14 protein-coding genes and 1 pseudogene are annotated in these 26,999 nt (G+C 53.0%); 13 read left to right on the top strand and 2 right to left on the bottom strand.

Features of this window, described 5'->3' with window-relative positions:
* Window positions 1-3: 3 nt before the first annotated feature.
* Both AC6IZD_RS15640 and AC6IZD_RS15635 read left to right on the top strand, forming a co-directional pair.
* A complete protein-coding gene (locus AC6IZD_RS15640) occupies window positions 4-1,734 on the top strand; it encodes a protein kinase domain-containing protein (protein ID WP_497784348.1) in 1,731 nt (576 codons plus the stop codon).
* Entirely contained in the window at window positions 1,725-2,444 is a 720-nt protein-coding gene (locus AC6IZD_RS15635; protein WP_497787604.1) for a TolB family protein, read from the top strand. The genes AC6IZD_RS15640 and AC6IZD_RS15635 overlap by 10 nt, the downstream gene beginning before the upstream one ends.
* Before the next feature lie 60 nt (window positions 2,445-2,504).
* Here AC6IZD_RS15635 and AC6IZD_RS15630 read toward each other — a convergent pair.
* Window positions 2,505-2,570, bottom strand: a pseudogene (locus AC6IZD_RS15630) (hypothetical protein); the annotation flags it as partial.
* A gap of 118 nt (window positions 2,571-2,688) precedes the next feature.
* Window positions 2,689-2,814, bottom strand: coding sequence for a hypothetical protein (locus AC6IZD_RS15625; RefSeq protein ID WP_497784347.1), 126 nt, complete (start codon window positions 2,812-2,814; stop codon window positions 2,689-2,691).
* A gap of 113 nt (window positions 2,815-2,927) precedes the next feature.
* Between AC6IZD_RS15625 and AC6IZD_RS15620 the strand changes: the two genes are divergently transcribed.
* From AC6IZD_RS15620 to AC6IZD_RS15570, 11 genes are all read left to right on the top strand, one after another.
* Complete coding sequence (locus tag AC6IZD_RS15620) at window positions 2,928-3,479, top strand: hypothetical protein (RefSeq protein WP_497784346.1); 552 nt, start codon at window positions 2,928-2,930, stop codon at window positions 3,477-3,479.
* A gap of 380 nt (window positions 3,480-3,859) precedes the next feature.
* The gene (locus tag AC6IZD_RS15615) at window positions 3,860-4,102 is read left to right on the top strand and encodes a hypothetical protein (protein WP_497784344.1); all 243 of its coding nucleotides are present in this window, start codon (window positions 3,860-3,862) and stop codon (window positions 4,100-4,102) included.
* Between the two features lie 321 nt (window positions 4,103-4,423).
* On the top strand, window positions 4,424-4,780 hold the full coding sequence (gene pth2, locus AC6IZD_RS15610) for a peptidyl-tRNA hydrolase Pth2 (RefSeq protein WP_497784342.1): 357 nt from the start codon (window positions 4,424-4,426) through the stop codon (window positions 4,778-4,780).
* Window positions 4,781-5,934: 1,154 nt separating this feature from the next.
* Window positions 5,935-6,219, top strand: a complete 285-nt coding sequence (locus AC6IZD_RS15605) for a hypothetical protein (RefSeq protein WP_497784340.1) — start codon at window positions 5,935-5,937, stop codon at window positions 6,217-6,219.
* On the top strand, window positions 6,216-6,827 hold the full coding sequence (locus tag AC6IZD_RS15600) for a recombinase family protein (RefSeq protein ID WP_497784339.1): 612 nt from the start codon (window positions 6,216-6,218) through the stop codon (window positions 6,825-6,827). The genes AC6IZD_RS15605 and AC6IZD_RS15600 overlap by 4 nt, the downstream gene beginning before the upstream one ends.
* 705 nt (window positions 6,828-7,532) lie before the next feature.
* Complete coding sequence (locus AC6IZD_RS15595; RefSeq protein ID WP_497784338.1) at window positions 7,533-14,462, top strand: Ig-like domain repeat protein; 6,930 nt, start codon at window positions 7,533-7,535, stop codon at window positions 14,460-14,462.
* Window positions 14,463-14,679: 217 nt separating this feature from the next.
* Window positions 14,680-15,294, top strand: a complete 615-nt coding sequence (locus tag AC6IZD_RS15590; RefSeq protein WP_497784336.1) for a hypothetical protein — start codon at window positions 14,680-14,682, stop codon at window positions 15,292-15,294.
* Window positions 15,295-15,358: 64 nt separating this feature from the next.
* On the top strand, window positions 15,359-20,341 hold the full coding sequence (locus AC6IZD_RS15585) for an RHS repeat domain-containing protein (protein WP_497784335.1): 4,983 nt from the start codon (window positions 15,359-15,361) through the stop codon (window positions 20,339-20,341).
* Window positions 20,329-20,880, top strand: coding sequence for a hypothetical protein (locus AC6IZD_RS15580; protein WP_497784333.1), 552 nt, complete (start codon window positions 20,329-20,331; stop codon window positions 20,878-20,880). The genes AC6IZD_RS15585 and AC6IZD_RS15580 overlap by 13 nt, the downstream gene beginning before the upstream one ends.
* Window positions 20,881-22,554: 1,674 nt before the next feature.
* On the top strand, window positions 22,555-23,823 hold the full coding sequence (locus AC6IZD_RS15575; protein WP_497784332.1) for an efflux RND transporter periplasmic adaptor subunit: 1,269 nt from the start codon (window positions 22,555-22,557) through the stop codon (window positions 23,821-23,823).
* Window positions 23,816-26,998, top strand: a complete 3,183-nt coding sequence (locus AC6IZD_RS15570; protein ID WP_497784330.1) for an efflux RND transporter permease subunit — start codon at window positions 23,816-23,818, stop codon at window positions 26,996-26,998. The genes AC6IZD_RS15575 and AC6IZD_RS15570 overlap by 8 nt, the downstream gene beginning before the upstream one ends.
* Window position 26,999 lies beyond the last annotated feature (1 nt).

Raw genomic sequence — 26,999 nt, 5'->3', positions numbered from 1 at the left:
TCTATGATTGCCCCCCAAATGCCTCTCGCCCACGGCTTAAAGCTTGGCCCTTACGAGATCATCGCCGCCCTCGGTGCAGGAGGCATGGGAGAAGTCTATCGCGCCCGCGATACGCGTTTAGACCGCGAAGTGGCAATCAAGATATTGCCGGCGGCCAATTCCGAGCTAATGCGTCGTTTTGAGCTGGAGGCGCGAGCTACGGCTGCGCTCAGCCATCCGAATATTCTTGCCGTGTACGACATTGGCAGCCAGGACAATTCTCAGTACATCGTCTCCGAACTGCTCGAAGGAGAAACCTTACGAGCGCGACTGATGAGCGGTCCGCTATCCATACGCAAATCGGTCGATTATGCTATCCAGACCGCACGCGGACTTATTGCCGCCCACGATCACGGCATCCTCCATCGCGACCTTAAGCCGGAGAACCTATTCATCACCCGGGACGGTCATGTGAAGATTCTCGACTTTGGTTTGGCCAAGTTGACCATGCCGGAACCGAGTGCTTCCGGCTTGTCGGCGGAGCCGACGCTCGCTCCCGCCACGGGTAGCGGTGCACTGTTGGGAACGCTCGGTTACATGTCTCCCGAGCAATGCCGAGGAGCCACTGTTGACGCGCGCTCTGATCTGTTTAGCTTCGGCGCGGTGTTGTATGAAATGCTGAGCGGCAACCGTGCCTTTCGCGGCGACACAACTGCCGATCTCGTAAGTGCGATTCTGAAGGAAGAGCCTCCAGAATTGTCCACCACAAATCGAGAAGTGACTCCGCTACTGGAACGCATCGTTTACCATTGCCTGGAAAAGAATCCGGCCGATCGCTTCCAGTCTGCACGCGACATCGCGTTCGCATTGGAAGCATTGTCTTCCGTTCAACGGCCTGCAGCCGGGTCTTCGAGTACCGTCGCGCCTGAGGTGACAAAACGGAAAGGGCACTGGCTCGTTCCCGCGCTGCTTGGAGTGATCGGAGTCCTGTGTGCGGCGGTGGCGTTGCTTTTCTTTCGCTGGAACGCCCATCCTGCTGAGCCGCCGAGCTATCGTCAGCTCACGTTTCGACGCGAGTTCATCTCTTCTGCCCGTTTCGCACCTGACCAGCAAACTATCATCTACAGTTCGGCGCACATGGGAATGCAAACCGAACTTTTCTCACTCGGGCCCGACAGTCACGCCCCTGTAAGCCTGGGCTTGAAAGACGCTGACATTGAATCCATCTCTCGCACCGGAGAAATGCTCCTGATCCGGGAGCGACGAGAGCTTGTTAGGAACGTTAAGGTTGGCTTGCTGGCGAGAGCGCCGCTAAGTGGCGCCGGTCCTCGTCCTATGATGAACGATGTCATGGACGCGGATTGGGGCCCTAATAACCAGATCGCTGTAGCTCGATACGTGGACGGACACTTTCGGATCGAGTACCCCATCGGCCACATCCTATATGAGGCTGCCACTGGCTGGGTGACCAACGTGCGCGTCTCGCCAAATGGAGCCTGGGTGGCATTCGCCGAGCATCCCACCTTGGGAGACAGTGCAGGCAGTGTGGCGATTGTAGATTCTGCCGGACGTACTCGGCTGCTATCCCGGCGGCAGTCGGCCATTGAGAAGGTAAATTGGTCTCCCTCTGGCAAAGAAGTATGGTTCACCAGCGCGGAAGAAAGCACTAACTTTCAGCTCTGGGCCGCCGATCTTTCTGGTCACACCCGTGTGACGCGTCGGCCATTTCACCTGACGGGCGTCAGGTGTTGTTAAATGAAGAGGGCACCAATAGCGGACCTGATTACGATGTCTATGTTCGTTCGAGCGATGGCGCATCGCCCGTGCGTGTTGGCGATGGCGTGGGCTACGACTTCTCTCCGGACAGGAAGTGGATTCTCTCGTCTCTTATCTTGCACATTCCCCGTCAGCTCTTTCTGATTCCCCTTGGCCCAGGGGAGACGAAGCAGATCACGCATGATTCCATTGACCGGAGTTACGCGCGTTTTCTCCCGGATGGCAAGAATGTCGTATTCGGCGGCACGGAACCAGGTCACAAATCCCGCATCTATGTGCAAGCGATCGATTCGGGAACTGCACGACCGATATCTCCCGAGGGAGTGAGCGGATCCTTTCCCACTGCGGACGGTAAGTTCGTGTTTGGCTTTTCCGATTCGGTGGCGCTATATCCCGTTGCTGGTCAGGGTGCGCCGCGCCCTGTTCCAGGCATCCATCCCGACGAGACAATCTTTTCTGTATCGCCTGACGGAGGCTCGGCTCTCGTTGGAGTGCTCGGTAGCTATTCGGCGGATGTAATGCGCGTAAATCTGACCACGGGCCGCCGCGAGTTGTTCAAGAAGATCGGGCCATTCGACCCAGCCGGGGTTGCATTGGTAGATGCGCCATTCACTCCTGACGGCAAATCCTATGCCTATTCTTACTTCAACGCTCTCAGCCAACTCTATTTGGTAAAGGGACTGAGATAAGATGCCATCATTGCGATGCGTTGCGGCTATCAATCGAATATTCACCGGCACTGGTGTATTGCTGCCGATTCGCTCAATTTCTCGCTCTTGAAGAACGCGCAGCAATGCAACCTGATGCCGGTGCATCCGATTCGAGTGAGTTGCGCGAGCACTTGAAAGACTGTGCTGAGTGTCGAGGTGAATGGCATCGCGGTCATGCAGCGTGGGACATGCTCCGTCCGACGAAGCACATCGCAGCTTCACATCAATTCTTGGAGCGAACGATGACAGCAATCAGGACTGAAGCTGCAAAGAAAAGCATAGAAATCAGTAAGAAGCGCAATGCATGGCCAAGATGGATATTGGTGGCATGCGCTGCGGTCTTGCTCATAATGTTTTTTCCACTGTTGCCCTTCGGAAACTCGAACAGGGCCGGTATCGCGCTTCTTGGTTCTGGTTGAGAAACCTGGTCGTGTCATTGTCATGGATGGTCAGCAATCTCTCATGTATTTGCCTAACAATAGCGAAGCGATGAAAGGCACATCCCAGGCCGGATTCGTTGAATGGCTTCGTCCGCTGCTGAGCCCAGACACAGTGCTGGACTACAAACTTGCGGCGGCCAAGGCTGGTGCCACCAAGGCAGAGCTAGCAGAAGCCAATGGCGAGATTACGCTTACGATCAACCGTAAAGCCCGAGGCAACTTCGATAACGACTGGATGAAGAACAAGACAATTGATTCTTCCGATCACATCCGCGTGTACACGTTCGATGCGGCGACTAAGCTGCTGAAGAAACTTAATGTCATCGTGCACGCGAACGGGAAAGACGTCAGCGTTCTGGAACTGACGTTTCTCATATACAACCAGCCGGTTAGCGATGCTCTCTTGGAACTGCAACTCCCGGCGGATGTCAACTGGATGGTAGACGCGAGTGCGATGCAAGCTGCACCTGTGTTCAGCGGGCCGCGCGAGGCAGCAGTGTTCTTCTTCGATGAGCTTGCACGCGAGGATTGGCCGAAAGTGAAAGCAGGTTCTGCCGGTCACGAACCTTCCTGAAAGTGTGAAACAGCAGTATGGCGGACTCACCGTAGTGAATATCGGCGAGGCGTTTCGCTCCGGCATGTATCCCGGATGGTTCGTTCCTTATTAGATACGCCTACGCGGAGGACAAATGAAAAAGTATAAGCTGGCGATCAGAAACGATAATCCGGAGCGACGTTGGATTGTCGATGCTGGCTCGTAGGTATCAAGCAGACAGAGAGGTAGGGCGGTTGAGCCCTGCCTCTTTCTTTTAGGCTGTTCATGTTGTTCTGATGCCCGCTGGTATCTCGCCACGTTTGCGACATATTTGCACGCGGTCGGTCGGGGCTAGGTAGAGCTTTGCGGTCACAGGAACCGCGAAGGCATGCGCAAACAGAGTACGCTGGTTAGCAAATATGAAGAAGAATCGTCTACTGGAAATCGCGGAGAAACAGAAGCCACGGCAACTTCGTGTGCCGCTAGCAGTTCGTTTCGGCCAGGAGAAGCCCCCGGAGAGTTCGAAGGGAAATCGTCTTTTGGAGATTGCCAAGAAGCAGAAACCACGAAATCTTCGAGTTCCTTTGGCAGTCCGCTTCGGTCTGGTAAAGACTTTAGAACGGCAGCAACCAGATGAGACTCAATTGGCAATTCTCGACTAAATCTCTTTGAGGGGCCGATCGCAGAAGAGGCGCTCGCCTCATAAGTCCATCATGAGTATTAGATCGTAGCCGTTCTTGTTTGTTTTGGAGCAGCAAAGATTACCCACCACTGCTCACGTTCATCGGAAAATGTTCATAATCCGACCGTTGTCGCTCCATCAGTCACCTGCTTGCCTCCTTTATAGCGATTCTGCAACACTCCCGGCTTTACCGCGCAGTTTTCATTCGACGAGGTGACGGGATGATCAGCACGACTCGGTCGGCTCATACTACTTACTGACTAAATTCTGACTAATAACAATCAAAGAGGAGCAACCAAAATTGTACAAACAGGTAATCGTGATCCGAACCGACACAGAAATGCGCAAAGGGAAAATGTGCGGGCAGGTGGCCCACGCCGCCGTGACTGCATTTTGGAAATCAATGAATCACTCAGAGGCTCGTAACAGAGCACGCAGCTGGATAAATGAGATCCAGACGAAGATTGTGTGCAAGGTTGGTTCCGAAGATGAGCTTGAATCAGTTGCCAGCAAAGCGGAAGCGGCCGGATTGATTGTTGCGCGAATCCGGGACGCGGGGCATACGCAGCTTGAGCCAGGAACCTTTACATGCGTCGGTATCGGGCCGGACACAAACGAGCGTCTTCAAATCATCACAGGAGAACTGAAACTGCTATGAACTCCAGATGAGACATCTCGCGGCCTGCACCTGCGGTCGGATGCATACATTCCATTCTTGACCTCTATTCGTTTCTCCTTTCTCTATTCCCACTCACCAACCAATCACTTAGGAGCACCATGAACTATTGTGCTGTTTGCAACACGCCTTTTGACGAATGCAACGAGTCGCAGACCGTTTGTCCCAGTTGCGGAAGATGCGACTCCACGGCTGAAGCGCCCGAACTCGCGATTGACCTGCATCCGTCCAAGAAATCGCCAACTGCGCTAGGTCCAAGCGGGATTCGACACCAAAGAAAGTTTCGCAATCTTTGTCTCCGCTGCGGTTCTACTGCGAAGGGAAGTTCATTCCTCATCTGTAGCAACCCAGAATGCGCGGAGACTTGGCGGGTAAATCATTGCCGCCTCTGCAAGCAACCTCTCGACAGTCGCGATCCCGAGACACCACGCTGTGTTAAATGCGGCTGGCTGATTTGTGCGCGCTGTCTAGCTTGCAACTGCGAGCATTAGCGTAGATCGTCCAACCTATTTCGTCCAAACCCATTTCCCCGCAAGCGTCCGCTCTTCTGATCTCTTCCAGATCACTGGCCTATTTCCATCCGCACGAAACGCAGTACTTCAAGACGCTCCTCTTCCAATTTGCTTTAAGGCAATCCAACCACAAGGAGAAAACTTCATTGCATTGGCACGAATGGAATTCGTGCAGGCGAAAGCTCTGCCATTCTAACTACCTTAGCGCGATAATCCATGCCAGCCGTCTCCCTCAGACTGAGCATCTTCACATCTATCCTTGCGAGTACTGCGGCGGGTTGCACGTCGGGCACGCACGACGAAACAAATGCCGCCGTCCTGTTCCTTCTCGCAACTCCCTTGAAGGTCGAATCCGACGGACACGCGGTCGACTGACACGAGCATTACTGCGACATGCGCAACTGCGCATGCGTGAGAAGCAACTCAGAAACCGCCAGCGGATTGCGAGTCTTCAAGCTCATCTACAGGTGCTGCTGGCAGAGGAGAAAGCACAGGAGTCTCGGAAGGATCCGCCGCGTCGCTGCCGTGATCTTTGAGCCCCTCTGGATTCAACCCTCGTTTGAAATTCCTCTTTCACTCCTAACGATCTACTTCCTTCTTTGAACTGACATTCAGGACAAACATATGGCTTCCGAAGAGAACTATGCATTCATCCCTGCGCGTCTGTTGGCGACATTTGTCGAACAGCGCCGAACCCAATTAAGGCTTAGCATTATGCGCGCTGCTGAACTATCCGGCCTCACCGAACGTCAGTGGTGCGCACTCGAGTCCGGCTGGGTGCCAAATGATGACAACCTGCTCCACTCTCTGGCAAGTATGCTCATGATCAACAAAGATCAGATCTTCTTGCTCGCAACAGTCAGCCGTACCGCACAGGACCACTCCTCTGAAATGAAGGCAACCGCATGAAACGAGTCGCTCTTTATCTTCGTGTATCTACCGTCGATCAACACCCTGAAACTCAACTTCACGACCTGCGAGCACTAGCCCAGCAACGCGGACTGGAAATCGTTCATGAATACACAGACAGGATCAGTGGGGTGAAGGCGAAGCGTCCCGGTCTCGATGAACTCATGCGCGATGCGAGGCGCGGACGTATTGACGTTGTGATTGTCTGGGCTTTCGATCGTCTTGCTCGATCCGTGCGGCATCTGTTGGACACACTCGACGAACTCAATCGCTTAAACATCGAGTTCATCAGCTTCCGAGAGAACATCGACACTGGCGGCCCGCTTGGGCGTGCGGTCGTCGTCATCATCGGCGCCATCGCGGAACTCGAGCGCAACCTCATCATCGAACGAGTGCGGGCTGGCATGCGGCGCGCAAGACTTGAGGGCCGACAGATCGGACGGCGTCCACTAGACATTGATCGCACCGCGGTTCTGCGAGATCGCGCTCGTGGCATGTCCCTGACAGAGGTCGCCAAAGCGCATTCCATTTCCCGCGCGATGGTCAGCAAGATCGTTAAAGAGGCGAAAAACATGGCTGAAAACAGGCCGTCGCAATCGATGGCCTGAGATGGCCAAACGTATACCTCAGATATCTCGGAGCGTTTACTGCGCTAAAACATCGCTCAACCGTGTTGCTATTTCAGTGCTAACGCTGGATATTCACTGAGAATGAAACCAATGAACTGCAGGCAGCCTCATCTTAAGTATCTGACATGCAGTGCATCACGCACTGCCACAATGGGACATACAGAACTTGAGGACGTGCGTGCTTTTTGGGCAGCGGGTCACTTTCCATGGCATACGCTCCCTAGTGCCACTGAACGAACATAATCGCAATCTCACAGTTGATTGAACGCATTTCCTGTTTGCATTACCTCTGTGGTGCCATACAAATCCGAACGCAGAGTTTCTAATATGCTAGTAGCACGGTGGATATCGCGACGCCAACTTCGGCTCGACAAACTTTAGTAACTCGCAATTCCAGATTTTCCATTGCAAAAGCAGATTAGCAGGACGTAACCTGTCGCTGTGTTTAAGTACAACGTCCTAGTGCACTAGTCTCCAAAGACGCTGGCTACCCGAGCCCCCCCAAGTTCGAGCGCCTTGGTGCCCGTTCCTGAACAGATTACTTTTTTGCAAGTAATCGTAGGGAAGGCCGTGCACCAAAGACCCCCCCCGGAGTGGTAAATGCGGAATGTGTGGTTGTCGTGTGCAATGCTCGCCTGTTTATGGATGGCGGCTCCTTTTTGTGTCGCCGAGGATCAGTCATCAATGAGTGGCTCTGTCAGCTCTAGCATCGCTGATTCGGGGATCAAGCCGCTCTTTATAAGTGGAACGAACTTCAACCTCAGTTGCAGCCCGCAGACGGTTGTTGCATTGAATCAAGTCACATGCAGTTGGACCGTGTCACCGCCGCCCGATGGTGGAAGTGTTGGAGTTATTGACTCGTTCGATCGCACCGGATGTTCTGGCAGCATTCCGTCCGGACGTTGCTCGTACACGGTTCGGACCGCTGGTACGCACACAGTTACAGGAACGTTTTCCTCTAGTACTGGCAATTACGGGAACTCAAGTGCGTCGACCACTATTACCGTCATCTCCGGCGTTAAGTCGTCTCCAACCATTTCGGTCGGCTCTTCAATGAATCCTTCGACATACTTGGGAACCGTTACCCTCACAGCTGCTTTTAGCAATGGTGCCGCCCCAAGCGGATCGATAACCTTCATGGATGGTGGGGTGGTGCTCGGCACTGCTACTCCCGGAGCATTGCAGGGCGGTGTTTATTTAGCACAGTTGACAACGACGACACTATCCGCGGGCAGCCACATAGTTACGGCAACTTATCCGGGTGATAGTCAAAATAATTCAGCTACTTCGTCGTCCTTGACACAGACGGTGAACAAGGCGACGCCGACCGTGACGGCGTGGCCCACAGCGACATCGATCACCTACGGACAATCACTCTCGTCATCGACGTTGAGCGGAGGTGCGGCTTCCGTGAGTGGCACTTTCGCATGGACGACACCAGACACGAGGCCCGGGGCGGGCATAGCGTCGCAGGGTGTGACGTTCAGTCCGAGCGATACGACGAACTACAGCACAGTGACAGGTTCAGCTTCGGTCAACGTGAATAAGGCGACTCCAACAATGACACTTGGGTGTACGCCAAGCACCTTTGCGTATGGGCAGTCCACCTCTTGTGTCGCGCATTTGTCGGCAGGTACTGGATCGGTTCAGTTCACAACTGCGAAGAGCGAAGTCTATAACATAGTGCTTGATGGATCCGGAAATGCGAGCATCGCCGGATTCAATGATTGGGTTCCTGGAACGTACTCCTTGAATGCAGCCTATTCCGGAGACAGCAATTACAATTCGGTTAACGGAAGCGCCACATACACCGTCACAAAGGCGACTGTCACGGCGAGCATCTCATCGGTTTCTCCAAACCCTGTCGCTTATGGCGGAACATATTCCGTCACAATTCATGTGAGCTGTAACTCGGCATGTGGTTCAGCAGTTGTGAACTCTGACTATGCCGATCAGTCTCCGGGGTATCAAACTCTCGATGCAAGCGGCAACGTCACTGTGACGGGCGTGCCTTCAGGAACTGTCGGAACACACATTATTCGGACGTACTTCAGTGGTAATACGAATTACAACGAGGGGTGGGGAAGTAACTCGGTGACTTTGACTGTGAACAAGGCGACTCCGAGTATGAGCGCATCGTGCACGCCGAACCCTGTCGCGTACCTTTCCACGTACGTATGTACTGCGATGGTCGGCAGTGGAGCGAGCGGAAGTGTTCAGTGGCCCGCTTCGATCTGGAATAATTCAACAGTTCTCAGCAGTGGAGCCACTAGCCCTGGAACTCTGACCGCGACTGCGGCGGCGGGCACATATGGAGGGAATGCGGTCTACTCCGGCGATACAAACTTCAATTCTACGAGCGTTCCACTCAATATCAGTGTCAGCAAGTTGACGCCGACCGCCACTGTAACGATTGATGCACCAAGCATCCTCTATGGCCGGACTACAAACGTGTATGTTCATGTGAACTGCAACAGTGCGTGTGGCCAGGTCAATTACCGAGTTGACGGTGACGATTGGGGTAATCAAACCCTAGATGCGTCAGGCAACGCATCGCGCACAATTGAGAAAACTTGGACTGCTGGAACGCATACGATTCAATGGAACTACCTTGGAAACGGCTACTACAATGCCGTGAGCTCGAATACGGTAAGCCTAACGGTTAGTGCACCGCAAGCGATGGCTTGGTATGGTCCCGTTATCCAGATGGCATCTCGCGTTGGAATGGTGGCGCAATTCACGGCTCAGTTGCCGGTACCGACTCAACCGAACGCTGGGTTCACGTTCTACAGTGATGGCAGTTCAATAGGTGTTGGCAACATTGTTTCGAAGTCTGTCACCAACCTCGTGAGCCCATCCGCAGGTGGCACAAATGGCGGGGATTGGAGCATCTGGGATTATCCCAATACAACTCACACGACGACCAATGTTGCAGCTCCAGATGGCAGTAATGACGCTGTGAAGGTTGTGCCGTCCGGATCTGATCATACAGTCGTGCAAGCGAAGCCGTCTGCGTTATATCCGGTGAGCGGATCGGTCTTCGGGCACACCTTCACATTTTCAGTCTGGCTTCGTGCTGACACCGCCTGTTCGCCGGGCCTTGGAATGGAAAATAGCACGAATTGGGACGGGATTGGTCGACATGTAAACGTCACTACCTCTTGGCAGCGCTATTGGGTTACATACGACTTTACCGATTCTACTGCGAGTAATGAGGTGGATCCGTTTGTCGAGGTTCCCGTAGGATGCTCTGTTCACATCTGGGGTATGCAGTTTGAAGAGAGTGGGAGCCCCAGCGGATACGTCGCGACATCGAGCGGATCGGCAACGACCACCGTTTACACAGCAAATTTAGAAACTACAGTCTTGCCCATGGGGACTCATACGATTACTGCTGCGTTCCCTGGTGATGGAACCTACCCCACCTCAACATCACAGGGGTTTTCGTTGAATGTTCAGCAAGCTCAGAGTTGGTCTGACATCTCCACATCTCTAACGCCGTCTACGTACGGGCAAAGCGTCTCGTTTGAAACGTTGGTTAGCACTGGCGGTCAAGCTCCGACAGGGACGATCAATGTAACCAGCGATGGAAGTTCTATCGGGAATGCCACTATTGGGGCGGCTACTTCCGCAACAAACATAATGCTCGACTCCACATTCTCAATGGGAGTTGGTGCGGGAAGTCCGTGGATGTATGGTTGGGGCGGCACCCCTACAAGAGGGCCGCGATATGATCCGGCCTTTACCAATGGCCCTATGCCGTCGATGCTAGCGGCCCGGATCGTTTACGATCCTACTCCCAATGGAGGAGATTACCAGGATCTGCAACAGTTTTTCCTTGGTGAAAACCCTGCTGGCAAGACCTATACGTACAGTGTTTGGCTGCGGGCTGATAGGACAGTGACTATGCAGTTGTACGCTGTTGAAAAGTGTTCACCTTGGTCTGGAGCTTTCTCGTGGATAACAGTCAGTAGTACTTGGAAGCGCTATTCAATTGCAGGAACGGTTAATCCCTCGAGTTCGTGCAGCGATTTGATGACATTGATCCGGTCAAGTGCGAATTCTTCAGGGGTGGTCCTGTACGTCGCTGGTGCCCAACTTGAACGTTCAGGATCGGCAGGTCCATACGTTGCAACCGCTTCGCTTACGCGCACGGGCAAGGGAGGATATGCGAGCCTTGCATACAGCGGCCTAAGTGTTGGAACGCACAGCATTGTGGGACACTACGGCGCTGATACCAACGTGCTTGCCTCTGATGCTGCGGCACTAACACAGACGGTAAGTAGGGCGACTGTGGATTCGTTAGTTCTTACAGCATCGGTGAATCCATCGGTCTTCGGACAATCGGTGACGTTTACTTGTACAGGATCAGTTGGAGGAGTAGCCATTACGGATGGTTCCGTGCTTGCCTTTTACGTGGACGGCCCCCTGAAGGGTTCGGTACCGTCATTTGGTGGTTCTGCCAGTTGGACAGCCTCGAACTTAAGTGCTGGCGCACACGACATTGGTTGTTCTGTTGGCGACTCAAACTACAACGGAAAGGGCGTTGATATAACGCAAGCGGTGAATAAGGCTGCACAGACGATCACGGTAACGACGGCTGCACCTACGAGTGCGACGTACAACACGCAGTTTGCAGTGGGCGGCACGGCGAGTTCTGGACTTGCAGTGAGCTACGGCGCATCGGGCGGGTGCACGAACAGTGGCGCGACGTTCACGATGACGAGCGGCACGACGGCGTGCACCGTGACCTACTCACAGGCAGGGAACGGTAACTATGCGGCTGCGACGAATGTGACCAGCAATACAAGCGCAGTGCTTGCTCCCCAGTCTTCGCTGACTCTCACCGGGGTTCCGCTGACGGCGCAGACATACCAGGCAACATTTACGGTAAATAGCACCGGCGGCACCGGCTTGGGAGCGGTGACGTACGCAGCAAGCGGAGCATGTTCCTTATCGGGTCAGACTGTGACGATGACGAGTGGCACGGGAATGTGCTCTGTTTCTGTAACCAAAGCGTCAGATGGAAATTATGCAGGCGCAACATCGTGGGGCTCCGTAAGCGCAACGACGCTACCACAAACGATAACGGTAGCGATACCGGCCCCTGCGAACGCCGCTTACGGGACGCAGTTCACGGTGGCGGCAACATCCAGTTCCGGGCTTACCGTGGGTTATGGCGCATCAGGCGGCTGCACGCGCGCCGGCGCGACGTTCACGATGACAAGCGGCATGACAGCGTGCACAGTCACCTATTCACAAGCGGGGAACGGTAATTACGCGGCAGCAACCAATGTGGTCGAGACCACAACCGCAGAAAAAGCAATGTTGATTGTCCGCGCGAACAGTTTCACTCAGTTCTACAATCGGCCGTTCCCGACATTGACATTTACGCCCACCGGCTTTCTGAACGGAGACACAGCCGCTTCCGTTCTGTCTGGCGCGCCTGTTCTAAGCACAGCCGCAACAACCACCAGTCCGTTTGGAACTTATCCAATATTCATCGAGAAAGGGTCATTGACTGCGGCTAATTACTGGCTCAGCTTTGCGAACGGCACAGTAACAGTTGCTCCACTGCTTGCACCTGGCATTATAAACACAGTCGGAACAGACGCTATCGCGAGTTCATGGGGGCTTGCCGCTGATAGCGCCGACAATATTTACATAGCGGACCACGGACATAACCAGATCCGAAAGCTTACGCTCTCCACTGGTTTTGCCACGACGGTTGCGGGTACAGGCGCGGGAAGCTATACCGGGGATAAGGGGCCAGCAACGAGTGCGACCATGTACCAACCTTCGGGAATTGCCGTGGATTCGTCCGGAAACCTATACATTGCAGACTCCGGAAATAATGCAATCCGGAAGGTAACTGGAGGTTCGATTTACACAGTAGCGGGAACGGGCACTGCTGGATATTCCGGCGACGGCGGTGCTGCTACGAGTGCAAAGCTCAATTCGCCTTCGAGCGTCGCAGTCGATAGTTTTGGGAACCTCTACATTGCAGACAGTGGCTACATACGAAAGGTAACCTCTTCTGATGGAAAGATTCGGACGATTGCAGGAAACGGTACTGTTGGATATTCCGGAGACGGATTGCAAGCGACCCAAGCATCGATAAGGGACGTAGGTGTAGCGGTAGACTCCGGTGGCAACGTGTTCATCGCAGAAGGAATTAGCTGCCGTGTCCGAAAAGTAACGCCGACAGGTTACATCTCCACTGTGGCCGGAACAGGCAATTGTCAATACGGCGGAGATGGCGGCCCGGCCACTAATGCGGACTTGGGAATTGTATATGGCGTGGCAATTGATTCATCGGGAAACTTGCTTGTTGCAGACTATCAAAACGCTCGTATTCGCAAGGTAGACTCCGCGGGTAATATCTCGACGATTGCTGGAACAGGTGTTAGCGGCTATTCTGGCGATGGGGGGGGCGCGACTGCAGCCGAAGTACGTTTTGTAACCCTTGCTGTCGACAGCTCGGGAAACATTTTCATTGAGGAAAATCAGGCAGTACGAGTGATTGGCGGGAGCTTCACTACCCCGCAAGTCTCGCTCTCTGCATCCCAGACTGCTGTTCCAGCGGGAACGGCAGTCACGCTTACTGCAACGCTTCCTGCCGATGCAACTGGTACCGTGACGTTTCAAGATGGTGAATCGTTAGGCGACCCAGTACCGGTTTCAAACGGTACAGCCACATACACTACGACGACGTTACCATCCGGCCTTAATTTGATAAATGCAATGTATTCAGGGGATCGAAACTACTATCAATCGTCTTCAAATAACTTGCTGGTGACTGTAAGTGCAGTCACTTTGTCCGCCACAAATACAAATATCGGCTTTGGAACAGGTGTCACGTTTACTGCGACCCTTCCGAACATGGCAACAGGTAGTGTTACATTTGAGGATGGCACAACAGTACTAGCAACCCTACCCGCAAGCGGCGGCCTCGCGATGTTTACGACTACGTCATTGTTTGTCGGGCATCATGCCATCACAGCGGTGTACTCCGGAGATGCCACCTATTCCGCCGCCACCTCGGGCATTCTCGCGCTCACGGTAAGCTCAACTAATCAGGAAATCCTGACCACCTCACTTCCGAATGGAATCCAGAATTGGTCTTATTCCGTCACCCTGCAGGCGACAGGTGGAGTAGCTCCCTATTCCTGGTCACTAGGGAGCGGTAACTTGCCTGGCGGACTGACGCTCGCAAGCAGCGGTGCAATCTCTGGCACGGCGACAACAAGTGGTGCTAGTACTTTCATAGTGTTTGCAACAGATGCCGCTCAAAACAGTGTTAGTGCCCAGTTGAGCATTGTGATCAATCCGGCTCTGGAGCCGGCACAGATCGCAGCTCTTTCGCCTGTATCCGGCCCCCCTGGTTCCATTGTCACCATAGTCGGAAATAACTTCGGGTTGACGCAAGCTGAAAGTTCAGTATCGTTCAACGGTTCCGCCGTCTCCGTACTGCATTGGAGCAACAACGCGATCGTATTCGCAGTTCCTTCGGATGCTGCGGATGGATCTGCCCCGGTGGTTGTCAATGTGGCGGGAGAGACTAGTTCGGCCTCCTTCAACGTTTCAGGAACAACAGCATGCACTGTCAATTGAACTTGAGACTTGGTTGTTCGGACGCTTTTTCAGGAGAATTGCAGGCATGTGGAGATTTGCTTGGAGTCAACGAAGAATTTCCATTGGGAGTTTGATTATGCGCTCAGTTTGTATATTGCTTTTGATAGTAGGCTTGTTTCCCTGCACTCAGGCTCAGAGCCAAGCTCCCGTTAGTGATACTCAAGCCCTAATGCTCGCTTCGAAGTCAATTTCCGCAATGACAGGGAATGTCGGTCTGACGGAAGTTACGCTTACTGGCAACGCGAAGTTGAATTCGAGCCAGCAAGGAACCTTCATTCTATCTGCGAGCAACCAGGAAAGTAAGGTCGAGCTGAACTTAACCGAGGGGACGACATCCATCGTCCGAGTTGCCCAGAACGGTATCCCGCATGGCAGGTGGAGTTTACCGAATGGCAAAGTAGGCGCGCTGGCCCAACATAACTGTCTAACGGATGCAGCGTGGTTCTTCCCGCCGCTTGGAGCATTGGGAACGCCGCCTGGCGTGGTGCTTACATATGTCGGTAAAGAGGTACGTGATGGAGTCCAGGTTGAACATCTTCATTCGTACATCTATAAGGCTACCCCCGAGTCATTTATTCGGACAGAACGCCTGAGTGCAATGGATTTCTATCTGGATGCCGCGACATTTCTTCCCGTTACCACAGTATTCAATGCTCACCCCGATAATGATGCATCGACAAATTTGCGAATTGAGGTCGGATTTCTCAACTACCGATTACTGAACGGCGTCTTAGTCCCGACCACAATTCGGCGATACCAGCAAGGGTCCCTTGTGTTGACCCTAGAAGTAACTGGAGTGTCATTGAGATAACGAGGCGGATTCTCATCTCTGTTGGCTCGATTTACTTGGACAGAATTGTAAAGAAGGAAGAGCTATGAAACTCTGCGCTAGAGTTCTTGTCGCAACTGTACTATTTCTGAGTATCTCATCAAGAGCGCAGGTTGCCACTGGGCAGCCATTATACGGAACTTTTGCGGGCGGTCCCTTTGATGTCATCAACCTAGGAAATCTCAATGTCCATTTTGCGGTTCCGGTATTGCACAAAGCTGGCCGTGGCCTCACATTCAATTACGATCTGACGTATGACAGTTCTATCTGGACCCCTGTGACCTCAGTGAATGGATTGACCTCAACTGTCCAATGGACTCCTTCATCGAGTTGGGGGTGGGTTTCTGGCACAGGCTCGATCTTTGGGTATGTGAAGAGCAGTCCGGCGTTAAGTACGAGCATCTCTGGGAATTGCACCACCACGACCACGACAACCACCTACAGCTATGTAGATGCTTCAGGTACCGCGCATGCTTTTCCTGGAAACACGTGGAGCTCCATTAACTCGTGCGGTGGTGTAACAACGAGTGCTAAGCTCACTGCAATGGCTGGGGATGGATCCGGTTACACGCTCAACGCCGATGCCAGCGGAAATACGAGCGTTAAATCAGGTTCAGGCCATCAGTACGTTTCGGACTGCACTGGAGTGGACGCCTGGGTGCCTTGTACAAACAACGCACGGACTGACGCAAATGGCAACCAGATTACAGCAAACTCTAGCGGGCAGTTCTTTGACACGCTTTCAAGTACGGTGCCCGTTCTCACTCAAGCTGGTCCTACGTCGACTGACCCGACGATTTATCTAAATTACACTGCACCATCTGGACGGTCAGCGTCGTACACGATCAATTTCTCACAATACACCGTGAAAACTAACTTCGGCATTTCGGGTATCGAGGAATTCGGTCCGCTTTCAGAATGGTTAGTGAGTAGTATCGGTCTTCCTGATGGAACCAGCTACGTATTTAGTTACGAAACTACGCCGGGTTTTTGCACTCCAGTCGACGGAACATCTCCGACTTGTGTAACGGGAAGAATTGCAAAGGTAGTATTGCCGATCGGTGGCGTTATCGCATATGAGTATAGCGGTGGTACAAATAACAACGGAATCTACAGCGATGGGTCTACCGCAACGCTAACTCGGACGCTTTCGCCCGGCGGCACTTGGACATATCAGCGAATCTCACAAGGGGTAAATGATCCAGCATGCGGCCTTTGCATCACTACGGTAACAGATCCTGAAGGCAATCAGACCATTAGCAAGTTTCAGGCGTTTACTCAGGTATCAGCACAGATTCTGGAAAACGGCGTATGGGGCATTCAGCACAAGAGCAACCCGCAACCGAACCTGTATATGACGGAACAGGTGGTGTACCAGGGAAGTGCCTCAAGTAACAATATGTTGAGCAAGACGACCCGTACCTATGATCAGTACGGCCCAAGTATCCCCATTGGAGCAATCACTACAACCACACAATTGCCGAGCGGAATGCAGCGGACATCGTATGTTAACTACAGTGCTCAATATTATGGATCAGGGTTGATTAGCGATGTCGTTGAGAATGACTTTCCTCAAAGCGGTGGATCCGCGCCTACGGTCCGTGAGACTACAGTCACATACAATTCTGATCTGAGCAATGGAATTACAGATAAGCCTCAGTCGGTTTTGATCTATCAAGGGACCGCTCAAAATAACACGCTGGTCGCCCGGACGGACTACTGGTATGACGAGAGTAGCCTTGCGGGGACAAGCTCGCCCCAACATATCTCCATCTCTGGATCGCGTGGCAATCTCACCAGCATAAAAAGATGGACTTCTGCTTCTGCCAGCTTAACCTCGACATTCAAGTATTACGATACGGGCTTGGTAAGGGAAGCATACGACGTCAATACCACCACCAATCCCACCAGCTACACCTATGGATATTGCGGAAACGCTTTTCCTTCCGTGGTCACCGGTCCAACCGGACTGAGCGCAAAAGCTACATGGGATTGTACTGGTGGAGTACAGTTGACATCGACCGACGCAAATAATAAACAAACTTCAGAAACGTACAACGATCCTTATTTTTGGAGACCAGCTTCGTCGAAAGATGCTGCTCAGAATGTGATTAGCTATTCTTATGTTGCGGCGTCGGTTGGAACACCAGCATCTGTAGAAACAAGCATGGCAATCAGTGGAACTTCCGTCAGTGATGTGGTAACGACGGTTGATCCGTTTGGAAGAACACTAACCAGCCAAATACGTCAAGCGCCAGGTTCTCCAACTTTCGATACAGTCAGTTATTCCTACGATTCGGTCGGGCGGCCTGCCTTCGTTTCGATGCCGTACTCCGGGAGTTCTGGTCAAGCAATATCAAATGGTCCAGGCCAATCGATCGTCTACGATGCCGCTTCGAGGATTGTTCAGAAGAGTGATGCTGGAGGCGGATTCAGAACCAACTCGTATTTGTCGGGCAACAATGACGTGTTAATTACCAGAGGGCCAGCTCCGAATTGCGAAAATGCGAAGCAGCGACAAAACGAGTTTGATGGATTGGGTCGCCTAACCTCTGTATGCGAGTTGACCACCGGAACAGGAAGCGGCTCTTGTGCTCAATCGACTGTTCAGACGGGTTATTGGACAAGGTATGTCTACGACTCGTTGGACCGGATCACGGATGTAATCCAGAACGCACAAGCTACCTCATCATTACAGCAACACCGTCACCTCGGCTATGACTGGCTTGGACGTATCGTTTCAGAGACCAATCCGGAGAGTGGTACCACTAGCTACACGTATGATGCTGATTCCACTTGTGGTACGCATAATGGAGATTTAGTCAAGAAGACCGACGCGATGGGAAACGTAACCTGCATTGCCTACGATCTTCTTCATCGTCCCATTCAAATATGGTATCCGATCGTTAATTCTTCGAGCACCCCGACGAAGAACTTCGTGTATGACATAGGAAGTGTGAACGGGGTTGCGATGAGCAATGCCGCTGGGCGACTTGTAGAGGCGTACACAGGGACATCACAATCATCTGCAATTACCGACGTATTCTTCAGCTATTCTCCAAGGGGAGAAACGACGGATGTGTACGAAAAGACGCCTCATAGTGGAGGCTATTCGCACGCGTACACTACGGGATATTGGGCCAATGGGCTGCCGATGACTCTCGGTGGAATACCTTCCGTACCGTCCATCTCATACGGTGTTGATGGGGAGGGTAGACCCAATGACGTCAATGCTGGAAGCAATCTCATTGTGAATAGCACTGCATACAGTCCCGCGAGTCAGGCCACTGCTCTTCATTACAGTTCTGGCGACACGGATAGCTTTGTGTTCGATCCAAAAACCGGCGGGATGATCGGCTATCAATATCAAATTGGCACCGAGCTGCCTGTTACTGGCTCTATGACTTGGAATCCTAACGGTACCTTGAGGAGCTTTGCCAGTAATGACCCATTCAACCCTGCGAATTCGCAAGTGTGCACCTACGGAACTGATGACCTAGGCAGGATATCCAATACAAATTGTCTCGCGTCAGGCACCCAGACCACAGTTTGGCAGCAGTCATTCAATTTTGACCCGTTTGGCAATGTGAGCAAGTTTGGTCACAACGGGGCGACGCAGGCTAGCTATTCTCCCTCTACAAATCGCGACGTTTCTGTTCTTGTGCAATACGATAACAATGGAAATGTAAAGCAGGATGACCAGCATAGCTATTCATGGGATGCGGATGGCAACCTGGTGGCTATCGATACTATAAGTGTAACGTTCGACGCGCTAGGACGAGCTGTAGAACAGTCGAACTCCGGTTCGTATACTCAAATATTGTATGGTCCGTCCGGAGGCAAGATTGCTCTTGTAAGCGGGAGTGCTCTAATTAGAGCGTTTGTGCCGTTGCCTGGTGGCGCAACGGCAGTATATAAGAGCAACACTGGATTGGCATACATCCGTCACCCGGATTGGCTGGGAAGTTCTCGATTCGCATCTACACCGGCAGGAGGTATTTACTATAGCGGTGCTTATGCACCATTCGGCGAGTCATACGTCGAGGCTGGAACGCCGGACCGCTCGTTTACGGGCCAAAGCGAGGACACAGTTAGCGGAATTTACAATTTTCCCACGCGTGGTTTTAGTCCGGCACAAGGACGCTGGCTATCCCCAGATAAAGCGGGTCTGACTGCGGCAGATCCAGCTGACCCGCAGAGTTGGAATCGCTATAGCTATGTCAAGAATCGACCACTCCGCTCGATCGATCCTCTTGGGCAAGAGTCTCTTTGCTATCCTGAGGACTGCAGTGGTTCTGGGGACGACGGGAATGACTCGGGGGATTCTGTTGACGATGGTTTCTGGGGTGACGATGGCTTCTGGGGTAGCGTGTGGGACGGTATAACAAGCTTCTTTGGACTGTTCGGAGGCGGCGGTGGGCACTCGAAACCGCCCGCGCCTAAGCCCGTCAGAACCGACGCTCAAAGCAGCGTTTCATCTAGTATCAACGGTGCTGTCGTTAGCAGAGCAGGTTCGTCCTCTGTAGCAAATGATCCCGGACTTCCTTTTCCCGCAAACAGCGGGGATGTGGCCGTTGGCATGGACATCTGGCATTGTCCCGGATGTGCTTCGATCTGGAACAATGCAAGCGGTGCAGCAAACACTGCGCTGGTTGCTACAGGTGGTGTTCTTGCCATCCCATTCGCGGCTGGAGCGGCTCCGGGTGCGTACGCTTGGTCGGTTGGAACCTCCCAAGCGTACTTTGGCGCTGCTGCCGGATCGGGTGCTGTCGTTTTAGGGCGGTATCCAGAGTTTGTCAACGTGGCCGAAGAGTCGGGAGCTCAATACCTGAATATAGGCATGAAGACTTTCGCCAGGTTGGAGAGCATGGGTGTTGGATGGCAGGCTAACCAAGCGTTCTTGAATGGCGTAATGAATCAGGGCGCTCGAATAATCAATGCTTCAGGTGCTGATAGATTCTCATGGAACAGCTACTGGGCCTTGGAACTGCTGCATTTGCAGAGCAAGGGATACCAATGGCCCTTTTAACTCCGGAATCTAATCGGCAGGACAACGGGAAGAATGTTGTGAACCGGACACACTGGGGACAAGTGCTAGGAAAGGCACTGCGCTTCTTAGCTTTCCCGCTTGTCCTTCGCGCGGAGAAAAAGGCCCGCGACCGGCTTGTTTCTAGAGGGCCTAACGAGGAGCTTGAGCGCGACATCCGTAGCGGTTTCGCCGACCTATTCGAGCAACACGGAGCCCGGATTGTCGCAAATGATTGGTATCCTATCAATGGGCGCTCGACGATTCTCATCATCGAGGTGCAGAGTATTCGTTTAAGAGTAACGACAGATCGCGGATGCGTCGCAGTCGATATCGCCCCTTCTCATTCACCTTCCGATTGGCACTTGGTCGAGAGGATTTTGACTGTGATCTTCGGCTTCCCTTATGGCTATGTCTCATTGTCTGAACTCGGGAAAACGCTGAATGAGAGATTAGGAGAGATTGAGGCTGCTTTGACGCTGAACGATTATGCACGCACCATTGCGACACTCGATAGCTTGCTTGCGGGTCCGCCGAAGTAGCCGAAAAGCCATTCGATGCTTGCGCACTGGGTGAGTAGGGACACGCCAACCCAGAATGGGTGCTGCAGAGCAGGTGCAAGTTGCTATATATGAACCACTGCAGAATCAGGCAGCTAAAAGAAGAATCAGCCGAGCCGGTTTTTAACGAGCAATCGGCTTTGTGTTGGTGCTTTCAGTAAAACCCCATTCCATTTTCCCAGTCCAGCTGCTCTCGTTCAACCTTGGCGAACGGTCTGATGCTACCGCTAACAAAACTCGAAGCTGTACCAGAGGAAAGTACGGGTAAGCTGGAAAGAGGTCCTCGCAAGAGAAGACGAGGGGTTCGCTATTCTGAAGACAAAGGGAGGAACAGATTATCGCGGCGCTAGCAGGATGAAGGCAGCGAGAAACCGAGGATTCTACTGCAAGCTTTCAATCAGCGATGCCAAGTTCTACATGTGGAAGTGGCATCAGTCGAGCCTAGAGGCACCTCGTACGCGATCTTAGCATCGCCAAAATCTCCAGGTCCTTCTGGGCCAGGAATGCGGAGCGGGGGTAAAAAGCTGAGAATATCCAGTCCAGTTATGAATGGCTGAGAGAAAGGGGGCAGGTAACCCCAATGAGCTTCGATGGACGGGATATTCTTAAGCATGTCCTCAGTAGCCATAAAGGTAGAGAGAGCATTCGAATGCGTTAAGAGTATCCATGCTACCGGTCATAATATGTGCACGTCACCTCTTCTCCTCTCGGCTCATTCGAATATCGACGATCCCGAACCCGCGTGCGGTCAGGATTTCAACGCGTTGCAACAGTGAAGAATAACAGCCGCCACGTACACAGCATGTACACAAATGCTGTCAGTCTCGCTCTTTTAGAATTGTGCGCGCTTGCAATATGTGCACCTTATACATAATCCGTGCAGGTATTAAGCACAAGGAATGGAAAGCACAACAGAGCTCATCCGACTCCAGGAATCCATAGCACGGTATAGCACGGTAAACGAGGGTGAATCCAGGCAGGTTGATGGAATTCATAGACTATATGGAATCTCTCGGAGCGGCCAGAACAGTCTATAGATCAGACACTTGCAAGCAAATCAATCGTTTACGGGATTTTGCCAACCGAGTCCCTTCTTCGGCACCAAGTCTTCATCTGCTTCTTCGTACATTCCAGCAAACAGGTAAGGTCAGAGTTCTTCAGCGCAGCACGCCGACATGCGATCAGTGTTCTCCTATATGGAGCTTTGCGGTAGCTGAAACGGCTGTCAGGCCAGAGCTGTCGTTTGATGGTGCCACGCTAAAGTGCCATCAGCAACGATAAAGAAGCAGCCCGATCGGGCCGGCGGCGCTGCCTATATGGCGGCAATGCCCGTATTTGGGCATCTTGGCATGTGCCCAAATCACGCGACTATCCAACAGAATCAGCAGCTTAAAGGCAATTACCACATGGCACAGTGCGTGCGAGTAGCACTTGCGCAGGCGTGCCCATGCCTAGAGTCGAACTTCGGGACATCTCGGGCTAACGACAGCGTGAAATTCACCGCCGCAAGCTCCTAGTCACGCGATGTGTGCGTGAGGTTAGGCTGCCAATGCTGCGCAGTGACTCGCGCTTAAGTTCCGATTTTGTTCGGCTGAATTGGCATTTAGGAAGCAGTCTGTTGGTCGGTTGAGTGTCACTCGATTGAAAGGATTTTTGATGCGTACTTTTGGATGTCTTCGCCAGCCGCGTGCGTCGGTTGTCGCGGGAGCGAGTCTGGCGTTAGTGCTGAGTGTTGCTGTTTTGTTCGTTTCATCTTGCAAGTCCAAAGCGGCAGCGCCAGCTCCTCCTCCGGCTGAAGTCGCTTATGTAGATGTTCGTGCTGAACGAGTGGCGCTGACGACGGAGCTGCCGGGAAGAACTGCGGCATTTCTTGTTGCCGAGATTCGTCCGCAGGTAAATGGTCTGATCAAGGAGAGGCTTTTCCACGAAGGCGCGAATGTGAAAGCGGGCGAGTTGCTATATCAGATTGACAGGGCGCCTTATCAAGCCGCGTACGAGCAAGCCAAAGCCGCGGTGGCGACTGCCGAAGCCGACCTTCAGACCGCGAAAGCCAATCTTCCCGCCATCCAGTCTCGTGAACAGCGTTTAAAGGGATTGGTCGCAGTTCATGCTGTTGGGCAGCAGGAATACGACGATTCACACGCTGCACTCCAGCAGGCTGAGGCAGTCGTCGCGGCACGACAAGCTTCTGTCGCGGCCAGTCGCGCAGCTCTGGAAAACGCTCGCATCAATCTTTCGTACACGCCGATTAAATCACCAATTTCCGGTCACATCGGTATCTCCAACGTGACCGTGGGGGCCCTGGCGACCGCATATCAGCCTACTCCGCTCGCAACGGTTCAGCAGTTGGATCCCATTTACATCGATGTGGTTCAGTCCAGTTCCGAGGTCCTGAAACTGCGTCAACGCTTGCAGGCCGGGAAACTGAAGGCCGATGGCGCATTACGGAGCAAGGTGATGGTATTGCTCGAGGACGGCACTCAGTACCCGATCCAAGGCACGTTGCAGTTCCGTGATGTTACGGTCGATCCCACGACCGGATCGATGACACTGCGCATCGTTTGTCCTAACCCTGATCATGTGCTTTTGCCGGGAATGTTTGTGCATGCCCGTATCGAGGAAGGTGCGAACGACCAGGGAATTCTTCTACCGCAGCAGGCCGTTTCGCGCGATGCAAAGGGAACGCCAGTCGCATTCGTACTTACACGCGACAACAAGGTCGAACAACGCGTTGTTCAACTGGAGCGCCCAATTGGCGACAAATGGCTCGTCAGCTCGGGTGTTACTTCCGGAGACCGTGTGATCGTGGAGGGATTGCAGAAGGTGCGCGCAGGGGACCCAGTCCGCTCCGTTCTGTACAAAGACACGACACCTCAGAAGCAGGAGAAACAACCTCTCGCAGATGTAAGGAGAGGCAATGTCTAAGTTCTTCCTCGACCGCCCGGTATTCGCGTGGGTGATCGCCATTGCCATGATGGTTGGTGGCGCATTGGCGATCTATAACCTGCCAATTTCCCAATATCCACCAATTGCCCCTCCGTCGATATCGATTACCGCAACGTACCCCGGTGCTTCTGCGAAGACGGTGGAAGACAGCGTGGTCCAGATCATTGAACAGAAAATGACTGGCCTCGACAAAATGCTTTACATGTCCGCCACCAGCGATTCGTCTGGCCAGGGAGCGATTACGCTGACGTTTGCTCCCGGTACAGATGCAGATGTCGCATGGTCAAAGGTGCAGAACAAGCTTCAGCTTGCCATGCCGACCTTACCCGAGGTAGTGCAGCGGCAAGGCGTTACGGTCAGCAAGTCAACACGGAATTATCTGATGTTGGTGGGGCTGGTCTCCGACAACCCATCGGTCGATTCGAACGATCTGTCTGACTACGCCATTTCGCAAATCCAGCCGAGTTTGGCGCGCGTAGCCGGTGTGGGCGAAGTCGAGGCGTTCGGCTCACAGTACTCGATGCGTGTTTGGCTCAACCCCGACAAACTCACTCAGTACAACATGACGATCGACGACATCGTAGCAGCAATCCGCTCCTACAATGTCGAGGTATCGGCAGGACAATTTGGCGGACTGCCAGCAGTTGAGGGACAGAGGCTCAACTCATCGATTGTCGTTCAGTCACTTCTCAAGACTCCGGAAGAATTCGGCAACATCCCACTCCGTACCAATACGGATGGCTCGATTGTGCGCGTTAGAGATGTGGCGCGCACCGAATTGGGTACGGAATTCTACGATGTGAGCTCGAAGTTCAATGGAAGACCTTCTACGGCCCTTGCAATTCGTCAGGAAGCGGGCGCGAATGCGCTCGACACTGCAGCGGCAGTGAAGGCAAAAATGCAGGAGTTGTCGAAGTACTTTCCTGCGGCCACCAGGGTAGTGTATCCGTACGACACTACGCCATTCGTCAAGGTGGCCATTGCCGAGGTGGTGAAGACCCTTCTCGAAGCTATTGTTCTGGTCTTCTTGATCATGTATCTCTTCCTGGGGAACATGCGTGCAACCCTGGTTCCCACGATCGCGGTTCCCGTCGTTATTCTGGGAACGTTTGGAGTGCTGGGATTTCTCGGCTTTTCCATCAACATGCTCACGATGTTTGCCATGGTGCTCGCCATCGGCCTGCTGGTCGACGATGCGATTGTAGTGGTGGAAAACGTAGAGCGCGTGATGAGCGAGGAAGGGCTCTCGCCATGGGAAGCTACTCGTAAATCGATGGATGAGATCACGGGTGCGCTAGTCGGAATCGGCTTTGTCCTTTCGGCTGTATTTGCTCCAATGATTTTCTTCCCGGGATCCACTGGAATCATTTACCGCCAATTCTCTGCGACTGTTATCACTTCGATGTTGTTATCGGTGTTAGTTGCATTGATTCTGACGCCAGTGCTGTGCGCATCGCTACTGAAGCCGGTGCAACGAGGTCATGAGGCCGCCGAAGATGGAGTTCGCTGGCTTCGTCCCTTCTTCCTGGGCTTCGATCGCCTGTTCTATTTTGTTCGTGATAAGTACACGGCCATTGTTGGCCACATTCTGGGGAAAAAGCTCCGCTACCTTGCGGTGTTTGCAGTGATTGTTGTTGCAATGATCTTCAGCTTCCGTCGCATGCCAACCGCGTATCTGCCGGATGAAGATCAGGGTATTGTGTTGACCACTGTGCAGTTGCCTCCGGGCTCAACAAAAGAACAAACGCAGCAGGTGCTCGATAAGGTTCAGTCTCATTACTTGAATGATCAGAAAGACGCAGTGAAGTCATGCATGACAATCGCCGGAACAAGTTTTGCAGGTCGCGGACAGAATCAGGGCATGGCGTTTGTGATGTTGAAAGACTGGGACGAGCGAAAAGGTGCAGACCTTCGCGTTACCGCTGTTGCGCAAAAAGCGATGAGGACGTTCTCTCAATTCAAGGAGGCGATTGTATTTGCCGTCCCGCCTCCGGCTGTTATTGAGCTTGGGATGTCCACCGGTTTTGATTTCATGCTTCAGGATCGCGCAGGTCTGGGACATGAGAAGCTGATGGAAGCCCGTCGCCAAATGCTCAGCATGGCCGCAAAGGACCCGAGGCTAACACGTAATCGGCAGAATGGATTGGATGACGTTCCGGAATACCGGGCTGATGTGGATTGGGAAAAAGCGGGAACACTGGGCGTTCCCATCGGCAACGTTCACGACACAATCTCGGCAGCGTTTGGCAGTGCGTATGTCAACGACTTCATTCAAGGTGGACGCGTCAAGCGAGTCTATGTGCAGGCTGATGCTCCGTACCGTATGCTTCCTACCGACCTGGATCGCTTGTATGTTCGCAATGGCAAGGGAGGCGTTCTGCCTGTTACCTCGCTGGTATCTGACCGCTGGGTATACGCATCCCCTCGGTTAGAGAGATACAACAGCTTCCCATCACTGGAGTTTCTCGGTGAGCCGGCGCCTGGCAAAAGTTCCGGAGAAGCAATGCAGGCCATGGAGGAAATCGCTTCAAAACTACCTGCAGGCATCGGCTTCGAGTGGACCGGACTTTCGTATCAGGAGCGTATGAGCCATGCACAAACGGGGCTCTTGTATTCGTTCTCGGTGCTGGTCGTATTTCTTGTGCTCGCGGCATTGTATGAGAGTTGGTCTGTGCCAATTTCTATCCTGCTCGCTTTGCCCTTGGGTGTGATTGGTGGAGTGCTTGCTTCCTCATCCAGAGGATTGCCAAACGATGTTTACTTCCAAATCGGTCTGCTCACAGTACTTGGATTGACCACGAAGAATGCCATCTTGATCGTGCAGTTCGCGCGTATTCGTATTCAAGAAGGATTAGGTCTGATGGAGGCGACTCTCGAAGCCGCTAAGCTCCGCCTGCGTCCGATCGTTATGACGTCACTGGCATTTGGAATGGGCGTCCTGCCGCTGGCAATCGCAACAGGAGCAGGTGCCGGAGCAGAAAAGGCCATCGGCACCAGCGTGTTGGGCGGAATGATCACAGCCACGTTCCTCGCGATCTTCTTCATACCGCTCTTCTTCGTGATGATCGTTCGATTGTTCGAGCGGAAACGTCACCAGAAAGGCGCGCAAGAGCTTGGCGTACCGTTGGAACCCGCAGTTAAGGAGGGAGACTGAT

It is taken from the genome of Koromonas humicola (assembly GCF_059726255.1).
Note: the sequence above shows the minus strand (reverse complement) of the source record. Positions and strands in the feature narration are given on the sequence as shown.

Bases quoted from the DNA above. Each gene is read 5' to 3' on its own strand.
- AC6IZD_RS15570 (WP_497784330.1), top strand. From the start codon at position 23,816: ATGTCTAAGTTCTTCCTCGACCGCCCGGTATTCGCGTGGGTGATCGCC.
- AC6IZD_RS15605 (WP_497784340.1), top strand. From the start codon at position 5,935: ATGGCTTCCGAAGAGAACTATGCATTCATCCCTGCGCGTCTGTTGGCG.
- AC6IZD_RS15590 (WP_497784336.1), top strand. From the start codon at position 14,680: ATGACAGGGAATGTCGGTCTGACGGAAGTTACGCTTACTGGCAACGCG.
- AC6IZD_RS15640 (WP_497784348.1), top strand. From the start codon at position 4: ATGATTGCCCCCCAAATGCCTCTCGCCCACGGCTTAAAGCTTGGCCCT.
- AC6IZD_RS15585 (WP_497784335.1), top strand. From the start codon at position 15,359: ATGAAACTCTGCGCTAGAGTTCTTGTCGCAACTGTACTATTTCTGAGT.
- AC6IZD_RS15615 (WP_497784344.1), top strand. From the start codon at position 3,860: ATGAAGAAGAATCGTCTACTGGAAATCGCGGAGAAACAGAAGCCACGG.
- AC6IZD_RS15625 (WP_497784347.1), bottom strand. From the start codon at position 2,814: ATGAGCAAGACCGCAGCGCATGCCACCAATATCCATCTTGGCCATGCA.
- AC6IZD_RS15575 (WP_497784332.1), top strand. From the start codon at position 22,555: ATGCGTACTTTTGGATGTCTTCGCCAGCCGCGTGCGTCGGTTGTCGCG.
- AC6IZD_RS15620 (WP_497784346.1), top strand. From the start codon at position 2,928: ATGTATTTGCCTAACAATAGCGAAGCGATGAAAGGCACATCCCAGGCC.
- AC6IZD_RS15600 (WP_497784339.1), top strand. From the start codon at position 6,216: ATGAAACGAGTCGCTCTTTATCTTCGTGTATCTACCGTCGATCAACAC.
- AC6IZD_RS15580 (WP_497784333.1), top strand. From the start codon at position 20,329: ATGGCCCTTTTAACTCCGGAATCTAATCGGCAGGACAACGGGAAGAAT.
- AC6IZD_RS15595 (WP_497784338.1), top strand. From the start codon at position 7,533: ATGAGTGGCTCTGTCAGCTCTAGCATCGCTGATTCGGGGATCAAGCCG.